This is a genomic window from Micrococcus sp. KRD077, assembly GCF_017168505.1.
In the GTDB taxonomy this organism is placed as follows: Bacteria; Actinomycetota; Actinomycetes; order Actinomycetales; family Micrococcaceae; genus Micrococcus; species Micrococcus luteus.
In genome coordinates, this window is record NZ_JABFAZ010000020.1 from 81577 (window position 1) to 92933 (window position 11357).

Here is an 11357-nt window from a genome sequence, read left to right on the forward strand (position 1 = left end):
GGTCACGGGGTCCTCCTGGCGCGGGGCGGGCTCACGCGATGCGCGCGGCGCCGCCCTCGTCCTCGTGCGCGGGGCAGGCCGCCTCGACCGTGCCCACGGCAGGGGCGGGGCGGCCGGGGGCCTCGATCCCGAAGACCGCCTCGAGGGCGTCCTCATAGCGGTCGAGCCGGCCCTCGGCGGCGAGTCGCTTGGCGCGCACGCTGGGCTCGTGCAGGAGCAGGTTCACCATGCGGCGCAGGGCGAACTCCACCTCCTCGGCGGCCGCCGTGCAGCCGTGGCGGGCGCGCACGCGCTCGAGCTCCCGGTCGAGCACGCCGAGGGTGTGGCGGCGCAGGGCCTTGATCGCCGCGTCGGCACTGCGGCCGCGTTGCGCCGCGCGGTACTCCTCGACGGCGTCGTCCACGAGTGCGCGGGCCTCGGCGACGGCGACCTCGGCCTGTTCGGGGGCGGCCAGCCGCACCGACTCGAGGGTGATGAGGTCGACGTCCGGCAGGTCCGCGACGGCGGGGGCGAAGTCGCGCGAGAGGGCCAGGTCGACCACCGTGAGCGGGCGCCGTCCGCCCTCGCGCAGCTCCTGCAGGCGCTCGGGGCTGATCTGGCGCTCGCCCCCGGAGGAGCCGATGATCACGTCCGCCTCGGCGACGGCACCGGCCACGGCTTCGCCGCCGAGCGCGAGGGCCCAGCCGCCGCGGTCCGCGACGAACTGCTCCGCGCGGCCCGAGGCCGAGTGCACGCCGACGGTGGTCGCACCCCGGTCCGCCAGCTGCGCGAGCGTGGTGCCGGCGTAGGCGCCCGTGCCGATCAGCAGGATGGTGGCCCCGGCCCAGAAGTCGCGCTGGGCCGCGGCGTCGGTGAGACCGCGCAGCTCCTCCGCGAGGTCCAGGGCGACGGAGACGACCGAGCGGCCGGCCGCGCCGAGCGCCGTGCGGGAGCCGACGTCCTTGGCCGTGCGCGTGGCGGACTCGAAGAGGCGGACGAGCGGGCCCGAGGCGGTGCCGGCCTCCTGGGCCGCCGTCAGGGCGCGTCGGACCTGACCGGCGATCTCGCGCTCGCCCACCACGGCGGAGTCCAGTCCGGCGCCGACCTCGAAGAGGTGACGGGCCGTGGCGTCGGCGTCGAGCGTGCGGAACGCGGCGTGCACGTCCTCGTCCGGCAGGGAGGTGGAGGCGGCGACGGCGGACAGCAGCCCCGCGCGGGCGGCCTCGACGCCGGCCCCGTCGGCCTCGGCGTAGATCTCCACGCGGTTGCACGTGGCCAGCACGATGGCGCCCGCCGCGCCGCTGCCGGGCAGGGCGGGCCCGACCCCGGTCGCGCCGGCGCTGAGGCGGGCGACCGTGTCCAGGTCCAGGTCATGGTGGGAGGCGACGAGAGAGAAGACAGTCACAGCGGGCCAAGTCTAGCCCCGACCGCCCCGCCCGTCCGGGAAGGCGGACCTGACCCGGGTGCCGTCGGCCAGTGTGACGGCGCTCACGGAGGACGCTGATGTGCCACCGGGACACGACCGGTGGGACACTGGGGGCATGTCCGCCCTGTCCCAGACCCCCGAGACCCCCGCGGCCGTCCCGGCACTGCCCGCCGAGCACCCGCTGCGCACCGAGGATCCGTCACGCTCGACCGTGGCCAGCCCGCTCCTTCGCGCGCTGCGCGGCCAGCGCCCCGACCGCCACCCCGTGTGGTTCATGCGGCAGGCCGGCCGTTCGCTGCCCGAGTACCGCCGGGTGCGCGAGGGGATCGGGATGCTCGACTCCTGCCTCATGCCGGACCTGGTCCGGGAGATCACGATGCAGCCGGTGCGCCGCCACGACGTCGACGCAGCGATCTTCTTCTCGGACATCGTGGTCCCCCTGCGCCTGGCGGGCGTGGACGTGGAGATCCAGCCCGGCGTGGGCCCCGTGCTCGGCCAGGCCGTCCGCACCGCCGACGACGTCGCCGCGCTGCCCGTCCTCGAGGACGCCGCCCTGGACGTCATCCGCGAGGCCGTCGCGGCCACCGTCGCCGAGCTGGGCCCGCGCCCCCTGATCGGCTTCGCCGGCGCCCCCTTCACGCTGGCGGCGTACATGGTGGAGGGCCGTCCCTCCCGCGACCACTTCGGCCCGCGACGCATGATGCACGCCGACCCCGAGACCTGGGCCGCCCTGGCCGGCTGGGCGGCCACCGTGTCCGGCCAGTTCCTGCGCGCCCAGCTCGAGTCCGGCGCCTCCGCCGCGCAGCTGTTCGACTCGTGGGCCGGTTCGCTCTCGGCGGACGACTACCTCGAGCACGTGCAGCCGCACTCGACGGCGGCCCTCGCCCATGTCGCCGACCTCGCCGGGCCCGGCGTCCCCGACGGCGCCCCGCTCCTGCACTTCGGCACGGGCACCGGAGAGTTCCTGCACCACATGCGTGACGCGGGCGCGACCGCCGTCGGCGTGGACCACCGCCTCACGCTCGCCGAGGCGCACCGCCGGCTCAGCGCGAACCCCGGCCCCGACGGACGCGGCGCCGTGCCCCTGCAGGGCAACATCGACCCGGCCCTGCTCGCCGCCCCGTGGGAGGTCCTCGAGGCCCACGTGCGCGACGTCGTCGCCTCCGGCGCCGTCGCGCCCGGCCACGTCGTCAACCTCGCCCACGGCGTGCCGCCGGAGACGGACGCGGCCGTGCTGACCCGCGTGGTCGAGCTAATCCACTCCCTGCCCGTGCCGGAGCGGGAGGGCCAGGACCCGGCACCGGGGGTCGAGACCGCCGAGCGGGAGGAGCGCGCATGAGCGGCACGGCGCTCGTGGTCGGCGGCGGCATCGCCGGCCTCGTCGCGGCCCACCGACTGTCCACGGCGGGCTGGGACGTGACCCTCGCCGAGGCCACCTCCGTGCTCGGGGGCGCGGTCTCCCCGCGCTTCCTCGACGTCCCCTCGCACGGCGAGACCGGGGCCCCCGAGACCCAGACCCTCGAACTCGACGGCGGCGCCGAGTCGTTCGCCGTCCGCGGCGCCGCCGTGCGCGCGCTCGTGGAGGAGCTCGGGCTGGGCGAGAAGATCGTCGCGCCCGAGCCCCTCGGCTCGTGGCTGCACGGTCCCGCCGGCCCCGTGCGCGCCCCGCGTCTCGGCATCGTCGGCATCCCGGGCGACCTCGACGCCGAGGACCTCGCCGCCGCCCTCACGCCGGCCGGCCTGGAGCGCGCCCGGCAGGACGCCGAGGCCCCCATGGATCGCTGGGCCGCCGCGCTCGCGGCCGGCGAACCGGTGACCGTCGCGCAGGTCGTGGCCGACCGCCTCGGCGACGAGGTGCTCGACCGCCTCGTGGCCCCCGTCGTCGCCGGAGTCCACTCGGCCGACCCCGCGGTCGTCGAGCTGGAGCGCGTGGCCCCCGGCCTGCTCGCCGCCGCCGTGGAGCACGGCGGGCTGGCCGCGGGCGTCGCCGCGCTGCGGTCCACCGGGACCCCCGGCTCGCTCGTGGCCGGTCTGGACGGCGGCATGGTCCGCCTCACCGGCCGGCTCGTCGAGGCGCTGCGCGAGGACGGGGCCACCGTCCTGCGCGGTGTCCGGGTGGCCGCCCTGTCCCGCGTGCCCGCCACCGGCGGCTGGTGGGCCCAGATCTCGGACCGGGACGACGAGGTCGTCCGCGGGCTCGACGTGGACCGCGTCGTGCTGGCCGTGGACGGCGTCACCGCCTGGGACCTGCTGGCCCCGCTCTCGGCCGAGGCCCTGGACCCCGGCGCCGGCCCCGCCCTCGGCGAGGGCATCGCGCTGGCCACGCTCGTCGTCGAGGCCGCGGGCCTGGACGACGCGCCACGCGGCACCGGAGTGCTGGTCGGCGCCGGGACGGACGTGGCCGCCAAGGCCCTGACCCACGCCACCGCCAAGTGGGCGTGGCTGCGCGAGGTCGTCGCGCGGCCACAGGAGGGCGGCGTCGCCCGTCATCCCCATCGCCACGTGCTGCGCCTGTCCTACGGCCGCCAGGGCGGCGGGCCCGAGGCGCTGGGCCACCGCAGCGCGGACGAGGAGCTGCTCGCGCAGGCGCTCGTGGACACGGCGACTCTCACCGGGGTGCCGCTGGCGGAGGAGGACGTCGTCGCCCGCACCGTCACCCGCTGGCGCCGCTCCATCCCGCCGCAGGCCGGCCCCGACCGCGCGAAGGCGGACACGCTGATCGACTGGGCACGGGACGTGCCCGGCCTCGAGCTCGTGGGCAGCTGGGTGCACGGCACCGGGCTGGCCGCCGTCGTCGCCGGCGTGGACCGCACCCTCGGCGCCGACGCGCCGCCCGCGGGTTGACCTCGCCCCCAGACCACCCCTGACGCAATCGGATCTCAAGGAAGAGGACCATGACCAAGGACAGCACCACCACCCCTGCCGAGGCCGGCAAGGACTGGTTCACCACCTACACCGTGTTCGCCCGCCCACAGGGCGAGCCAGGCTGGCTGGGACTGGAGGGCCGCGACGCGAAGAAGGCCGCCAAGGAGTTCGACGAGGCCGTCGCGCGGGTGGCCCAGACCGGCGTGACCGTGCGCGGCGTCTACGACGTCTCGGGCATGCGCGAGGCCGGCGACGTCATGGTGTGGATGTACGGCCAGGTGCCCGAGGACCTGCAGGCCGCCATCCGCGAACTGCGCCGCACCCGTCTGCTCGAGGGCACCACGATGGTGCTCTCGGCCATGGGCGCCGATCGCATGGCCGAGTTCAACAAGGACCACGTCCCCGCCTTCGCCATGGGCCGCAAGGCCCTGAAGTGGCTGTGCTTCTACCCGTTCGTGCGCTCGTACGACTGGTACCTGCTGGACCCGAAGGAGCGGGCCCGCATGCTCCGCGAGCACGGCCAGCTCGGCCAGGACTTCCCGCAGGTATGGGCGAACACCACCAGCGCGTTCGGCCTGAACGACTGGGAGTGGCTGCTGGGCCTCGAGGCGGACGAGCTGACGGACCTGGTGGACATGATGCGCCACCTGCGCAACAACGAGACCCGCCTGCACGTGCGCAGCGAGGTGCCGTTCTACACCGGACGCCGTCTGGAGACCGCCGAGATCGCGGAGGTGCTGGCCTGATGACCGCCGCCCCCGAGCCCCGCGCCGACGCGCCCGTCCACACCGGCCCGGACGCCGGCGTCGCCCCGGCCCTCCGGACGCCCGAGAAGGCCGCCGCCGGCGTCGACTACGACGTGTGCGGCGTGATGGCCCCCAAGGACTACGACGCCCTGCTGCTCGCCTCCTTCGGCGGGCCCGAGGGTCAGGACGACGTGATCCCGTTCCTGCGCAACGTCACGCGCGGGCGCGGCATCCCGGACGAGCGCCTCGAGGAGGTCGCCACCCACTACCGCGCCAACGGCGGCGTCAGCCCCATCAACGCGCAGAACCGCGCGCTGAAGGCGGCCATCGAGGCCGAGCTGGCCGCCCGCGGCCTGGACCTGCCCGTGTACTGGGGCAACCGCAACTGGGAGCCCTACTTCCCGGACACCCTCGCGCGGATGCACGCCGACGGGCACCGCCGCATCCTGACGGTCACCACCTCCGCGTACTCCTGCTACTCCTCGTGCCGCCAGTACCGCGAGGACATGGGCATGGCCCTGGAGCAGACCGGCCTGACCGGGAAGGTGGACCTGGACAAGACGCGCCAGTACTTCAACCACCCCGGCTTCATCGAGCCGTTCCGGGACGGCCTGCGCGCGGACCTGGCCTCGCTGCGCGCGGAGCTGGGGGACGACGCGCGGATCCACGTGCTCTTCGCGACCCACTCGATCCCCACCTCCGACGCCGCCGCCGCCGGCCCGCGCGGCCTCGCCGCCGACCTGCGCGCGCAGGCGGGGGCGGAGCCGGGCGACGAGGGTGCGGACGTGTACTCGGCGCAGCACCTCGACGTGGCCCGCGAGATCCTCGCCGGCGTGCCCGAGGCCGCGGACGTGCCGTGGTCGCTCGTGTACCAGTCGCGCTCCGGCCCGCCCTCGGTGCCGTGGCTCGAGCCGGACATCAACGACGCGATGGAGCACCTCGCGGGCGAGGGCGCCGAGACGGACGCGCAGGGGCGCGCCGTGGCGGGCTTCGTCGTCGTGCCGCTGGGCTTCGTCTCGGACCACATGGAGGTGGTCTGGGACCTCGACACCGAGGCCAAGGAGACCGCCGAGGGGCTGGGCGTGGGGTTCCGGCGCAGCCCCACCCCGGGCACCGACCCGCGGTTCGTGGCCGGGCTCGTGGACATCGTGGAGGAGCGGCTGGGCCGCCGCGAGGGCCGCGCCGCGGCCGGCTGCTTCCCGGCCTGGTACGACGTGTGCCGGCCGGACTGCTGCGCCAAGGTGATGCGGGACGGCTCGACGCGGCCGACGACGTCCGCGGTCGACGCCGCCGTGCGCGGGCTGGCCGAGCACGAGGCGGGCGCCGCGGCCCCCGCCGAGGAGGCCTGAGACCGTGACCCCCCTGCGCATCGGCACCCGGGGCTCCGCCCTGGCGACCACGCAGACCACCCACGTGGCGGAGGCGCTCACGGAGCGCTCCGGCCTGGCCCACGAGCTGGTGGTGATCCGCACCGAGGGCGACGTCACCACCGGCTCGCTGGCCTCGCTGGGCGGCACCGGCGTGTTCGCCTCGGCGCTGCGGGCCGCCGTGCTCGACGGCGTCGTGGACGCGGCCGTGCACTCGCTCAAGGACCTGCCGGCCGCCCAGCCGGAGACCCTCGAGATCGCCGCGGTGCCGGCCCGGGCCGACCTGCGGGACGCCCTGTGCGCCCGCGACGGCCTCACCCTGGCGACCCTGCCCGAGGGCGCCCGGGTGGGCACGGGCTCTCCGCGCCGCGTGGCCCAGCTCAAGGCGCTGCGCCCGGATCTGGAGCTCGTGGACATCCGCGGCAACGTGCAGACCCGCCTGGCCCGCGTGCCCGGGCTGGAGCAGCACGACGACCACGCCCCGGCCGCCGTGGGTTCGCCCCGCGGTGACCTCGACGCCGTGATCCTGGCCTGTGCCGGGCTCGACCGGCTCGGCCTGGACCACGTGATGACCGAGCGGATCGACCCGGAGGTCATGGTGCCCGCCCCCGGGCAGGGCGCCCTGGCCGTGGAGATCCGGGCCGAGGACGAGTCCTTCCTCGGTCGGGCGCTCCTGGACCCCCAGGCGCCGGTCGGGAGGCTGCACGCCGCCCTCGAGCTGGTCGACGATCGGGACACCCACGTGGCGGTCACCGCCGAGCGGGCCCTGCTGCGCCGCCTCGAGGCCGGCTGCGCCGCGCCGATCGGGGCCGTGGCCCGCGTGACCGACGGCGAGGCCGGCGCGCCGCGCATCGAGATGACCGCGATGGTGGCCGCCCTCGACGGCTCGCGCGTGCTGCGCCGGACCTCGTCCGTGCAGCTCGACCCGGTGCCGGCCGACGTGGCCGGCGACCCGGCGGCCGCCGACGAGTGGCTCGAGGACACCCTGTTCGTGGCCGCGGAGGCACTCGGCGTGCACGTGGCCGAGCAGTTCGTGGCCGAGGGCGCCGACCTGCTGCCCGGCACGGTGCGCGGGGTGGACCGGGGCGACGGCGCCCCGCGGCCCGACGACCCGGCCTGAGATGCGCGTCCTGCTCACCCGCCAGCCGGCCCAGGCCGGCGACCTCGAGGCCGGTCTCGCCGGCGCCGAGGTGGCGGGGCGGCGGCTGCGGGTCGGCTTCCTGCCGCTGACCGACTTCGCGCTGCCCGACGACGACGGCCCCCTGCGCGCGCTGCTCGCGGACTGGGCGGGGGCCGACGGTGATGCGGCCGGGCCGGTGCGCTCGGACGGGTCCCGCTGGCTCGTGCTGACGAGCCCCAACACCGTGCGCGCACTCAGGGCCGTCAGCTGGGACGGCCATGTCCCGGCGGGCGCGCGGATCGCGGTCACCGGACCGGGCACGGCACGGGTGCTGACCGAGGCGGGCTGCGACGCGGCGCCGTGGCTGCCGCCCGAGGACCGCTCCGCCGATGGCCTGATCGCCGGACTCGCCGCCCTGCATCCCCGCGGCGCCCGCGCGTGGCTGCCCCAGTCCGATCGGGCCCGGTCCCGCCTCGCCGACGGCCTGCGCGCGGCGGGCTGGGACGTGCGGACCGGGCTCGCCTACCGGACGGTGCCGTATCCGGCGCAGGTCGGCAGGCGGCTGCTCGACGGGGCGGCAGACGAGGGCCGGGGGGACGTCGTGACGCCCGCGCGGTTGGCCGCGGTCGCGGCGGGGACCGCCGTGGTGCTCACCAGCTCGTCCGCGGCGGAGGAGTTCGTGGCCGCGGGCCTGACGCCGCTGGTGGGGGAGCGGGTGCGGCTCGTGGCGATCGGCGCGCCGACCCGTGACACGTGCGCGCGGCGGGGTCTGCCCCTGCTCGGGACGGCCCCCACGCCGGACGCGGCCGGAGTGCTGGCCGTGCTGCGCGCTGCGGCCTGAGCCGCCCGTCCGCACTCGAGGCGAGGCTCAGTCGGGGCGGCCGCCGTCCCGGTCGGTCGCGTCGTCCTCCGTCGACGCCGGGCCGGCGTCGTGCGTCTCGTCCTCCGGCACGCCGGTGGCGGCGGCCATGATGTCCACCCGCGGGTCGCGCAGGATGGCGACCGAGACGTTGGTGAAGCCCGTGTTGGCGAGCAGCTCCGAGGCCTCCTCGTCCGTCAGGTCGTACGCGTGCGCGAGCATGCGCACGTTCTCCGTGTAGAAGGCGTGCAGGCGGTCGACGCCGCGCAGGAAGCCCAGAGTGTTCCCCATGGCGGAGAGCCTACCGGGCGCGCGTGGTGGACAGGTGGCCGGCGGGCGAACGGCCGGTGGACCGGCCCGCCGGCCGCGGGGGACGACGGGCCGTGCCGCTCAGCCCTCGGCGCGGCGGCTGCGGCGCCGGACCAGCGAGACCTCCATGGTCCGGCCCTCGGTGCGGGTGCGCAGGTACGGCTGGTCCTCCACGAGGGTGGAGAGCTTGGAGTGCCCGAAGTCGCGCGGGTCGAAGTCCACGTGGGTGCGGCTCAGGTGCTGGCCGATCAGGGACAGCGTGGCCCAGCCGTCGTCGGTGCTCGTGGCGTTGACGGCCTTGGTGAGCGCGGCCTGCAGGTCGATGCGCGGGGCGGCGTCGGCCTCGTCGTGCTCGTGCTCGGCTTCGTCGTGCTCGGGCTCGGCTTCGACCGGCACCTCGGGCGGGGTCGGGTCCTCGGTGACGTCCGACGACGACGCACGGCGGCCCCGACGGCCGGCTCCGGACTTCGCCTGCGAACCCTTCCCGTCCTTCCCGTCCTTGCCTGCGGCGGCGTCCCCGGCGGGCGCCTCGTCGGCAGCGGGGGCCTCGTCGGCAGCAGGGGCCTCGTCGGCAATGGGGGCCTCGGCGTCCGCGTCGGTGGCCTCGGGGGTGTCGGTGGCGTCGGTGGTCTTGGCCCCGCGACCGCGGCCTCGACCACCGCGGCGGGACCCCGAGCGGCCGGAACCCTCGGACGCCTTGGCGTTCTCCTCCTTGGCAGGGGCGTCCTCGCCGGTCTCGTCGTCGTCGACGTCGTGGTCCGTGGCCGTGCCGAGCAGCTCGAGGTAGATGAACTGGTCCACGGCGTTGCGCAGCGAGGCGGGGGTCTTGCGGGCGCCCAGGCCGATCACACGCTTGCCGCCCTCGCGCAGGCGGGTGGCCAGGCGCGTGAAGTCGGAGTCGGAGGAGACGAGGGCGAACGCGTCCACGTTGCCCATCCAGAGCAGGTCCATCGCGTCGATGATGAGCGCGGAGTCCGAGGAGTTCTTGCCCACGGTGTAGGCGAACTGCTGGACCGGCTGGATCGCGTGGTGGTTCAGCGCCTTCTTCCAGCCGTTCAGGTTGGTCGTGGTCCAGTCGCCGTACGCACGCTTGATCGTGGGGGTGCCGTAGGTGGCGAGCTCCTCGAGGATCAGGGGGGCGAACTTGGGGGAGACGTTGTCGCTGTCCATCAGGACGGCGATGCGCAGGGATGCGGGGGTGGGTTCGGGCATGTGTCCCACCCTAGTCGGCGGCGGCGCGCCCGTGTCGGGCGGTGACCGGGGTCGCCTCCCGTTCGTCCCGGCGCGGGCGGGGCCGCGAGGCGGCGGCCGCCGTGCCGACGACCAGCCCGACGAGCGCCGGGACCACCCAGCCGAAGCCGACCGCGTAGCCGGGCAGCACCCGGCCGGCCAGGCCCGTCAGGGCGGTGACGGGCGTCGTCGTCGCGAGCGCCTCCGGCAGGGCGCCCAGCAGGTCGAAGGAGGCGGCGAGCCCCGTGCAGGCGACCACCCAGCGGGCCACCGCCGGGCGGCCCCGCACCCAGGCCCAGGCGAGGCCGAGCAGGATGACGACGACGGCGATCGGGTAGAGGAACATCAGCACCGGGACGGACCAGGCGATGATCGCCTCCAGGCCCAGGTTGGCGAGCGCGAAGGACACGACGAGGAAGAGGCTCGCCCACAGCCGGTAGGACCCGGGGAACATCTCCGCGAACATCTCGGTGCACGCCACGATCAGTCCGATGCAGGTCTTCAGGCACGCGACGACGACGATGGCCGCGATGAGGTACACGCCCGCCGCGCCGAAGAAGTGGCTCGCGCTGCGGGCGAGGACGTCGCCGCCGTTCGCGGCCTGCGCGAACGCGCCGTGGCTCGTGGCGCCGACGTACGCCAGGGAGGCGTAGACCACCGCCATCGCCGCACCGCCGAGCAGCCCCGCCTTGCCCAGCTCCACCGCCATGCGGCGCGGGCCCGTCACGCCCAGGCGCCGGGCGGCGTCGACGATCACGACCGCGAAGGCGAGCGAGGCGAGCGCGTCCATGGTGTTGTAGCCGTCCAGCAGGCCCCGCACGAGCGCCCCGTCGGCGTAGGCGGGGGTCGGCGAGGGCAGGGCGCCCGTGCTCATCGGGGCCACGACGGCGGCCGCCATCAGGGCGCCGAGCAGGACCAGGAACGCCGGGGTCAGGTAGCGCCCCACCCACTCCATGAGCCGGCCCGGACGGAACGCCGCCACCGCGGCGACCGCGAAGAACGCCGCCGTGAAGCCGAGCAGCCGCAGGCCGCCGTCGCCCGCCAGGGGCGCGACACCGATCTCATAGGACACCGTGGCGGTGCGGGGGATGGCGAAGAGGGGGCCGATCGTCAGGTACAGCAGGCACGTGAACGCCACGGCGAAGCGCCGGGAGACGGGCGCCGTCATCTCACGGACCGAGCGCGCCCCCGTCACCGCCGAGGCGACGATGCCCAGGACCGGCAGCCCCACCGCCGTGACGAGGAAGCCGAGCGTGGCCGGCGTGACCGCGGCGCCCGCATCCCGGCCCAGGCCGGCGGGGAAGATCAGGTTGCCGGCGCCGAAGAACAGGCCGAAGACGAGCGAGGCCAGCAGCAGGGTCTGACCGGGGCGCAGGCGCGGGGGCATCACGGGCCTCTCGACGGCGAACGGGGCGCCATGACTGTACCCGGCGCGCGGTCAGCCTCCGCGCCTAGA

The 11357-nt window shown here is 76.1% G+C and carries 10 protein-coding genes; 6 read left to right on the plus strand and 4 right to left on the minus strand.

Going from position 1 to position 11357, the window contains the following annotated elements; all coding sequences use genetic code 11:
• Nucleotides 1-31: 31 nt before the first annotated feature.
• A complete protein-coding gene (locus tag J1M39_RS05670; RefSeq protein ID WP_134415727.1) occupies nt 32-1384 on the minus strand; it encodes a glutamyl-tRNA reductase in 1353 nt (450 codons plus the stop codon).
• Nucleotides 1385-1520: 136 nt separating this feature from the next.
• Between J1M39_RS05670 and hemE the strand changes: the two genes are divergently transcribed.
• The 6 genes from hemE to J1M39_RS05700 are packed head-to-tail and all read left to right on the plus strand — an operon-like array spanning nt 1521 to nt 8344.
• Entirely contained in the window at nt 1521-2744 is a 1224-nt protein-coding gene (gene hemE, locus J1M39_RS05675; protein WP_069941430.1) for a uroporphyrinogen decarboxylase, read from the plus strand.
• A complete protein-coding gene (locus J1M39_RS05680) occupies nt 2741-4249 on the plus strand; it encodes a protoporphyrinogen/coproporphyrinogen oxidase (protein ID WP_061867025.1) in 1509 nt (502 codons plus the stop codon). The genes hemE and J1M39_RS05680 overlap by 4 nt, the downstream gene beginning before the upstream one ends.
• 50 nt (nt 4250-4299) lie before the next feature.
• On the plus strand, nt 4300-5016 hold the full coding sequence (gene hemQ, locus J1M39_RS05685; RefSeq protein ID WP_036314319.1) for a hydrogen peroxide-dependent heme synthase: 717 nt from the start codon (nt 4300-4302) through the stop codon (nt 5014-5016).
• Entirely contained in the window at nt 5016-6365 is a 1350-nt protein-coding gene (locus J1M39_RS05690; RefSeq protein WP_206496555.1) for a ferrochelatase, read from the plus strand. Before hemQ ends, J1M39_RS05690 begins: the two co-directional genes overlap by 1 nt.
• Nucleotides 6366-6369: 4 nt before the next feature.
• On the plus strand, nt 6370-7503 hold the full coding sequence (hemC, locus tag J1M39_RS05695; protein ID WP_206496556.1) for a hydroxymethylbilane synthase: 1134 nt from the start codon (nt 6370-6372) through the stop codon (nt 7501-7503).
• 1 nt (nt 7504) lies between these two features.
• Nucleotides 7505-8344: a uroporphyrinogen-III synthase gene (locus J1M39_RS05700; RefSeq protein WP_061867022.1), complete on the plus strand. Its 840-nt coding sequence runs from the start codon at nt 7505-7507 to the stop codon at nt 8342-8344.
• Between the two features lie 27 nt (nt 8345-8371).
• Here the strand turns inward: J1M39_RS05700 and J1M39_RS05705 are convergent, their stop codons facing one another.
• The 3 genes from J1M39_RS05705 to brnQ all read right to left on the minus strand — a co-directional run bounded on the left by J1M39_RS05705 (nt 8372) and on the right by brnQ (nt 11288).
• Complete coding sequence (locus J1M39_RS05705; RefSeq protein WP_061867021.1) at nt 8372-8653, minus strand: hypothetical protein; 282 nt, start codon at nt 8651-8653, stop codon at nt 8372-8374.
• A 99-nt stretch (nt 8654-8752) separates the two neighbouring features.
• Nucleotides 8753-9883, minus strand: a complete 1131-nt coding sequence (locus J1M39_RS05710; RefSeq protein ID WP_206496557.1) for an NYN domain-containing protein — start codon at nt 9881-9883, stop codon at nt 8753-8755.
• Between the two features lie 10 nt (nt 9884-9893).
• Nucleotides 9894-11288 carry a branched-chain amino acid transport system II carrier protein gene (brnQ, locus tag J1M39_RS05715; protein WP_206496558.1) on the minus strand — a complete coding sequence of 465 codons (1395 nt, stop codon included), beginning with the start codon at nt 11286-11288 and terminating at the stop codon, nt 9894-9896.
• Nucleotides 11289-11357: the final 69 nt, after the last annotated feature.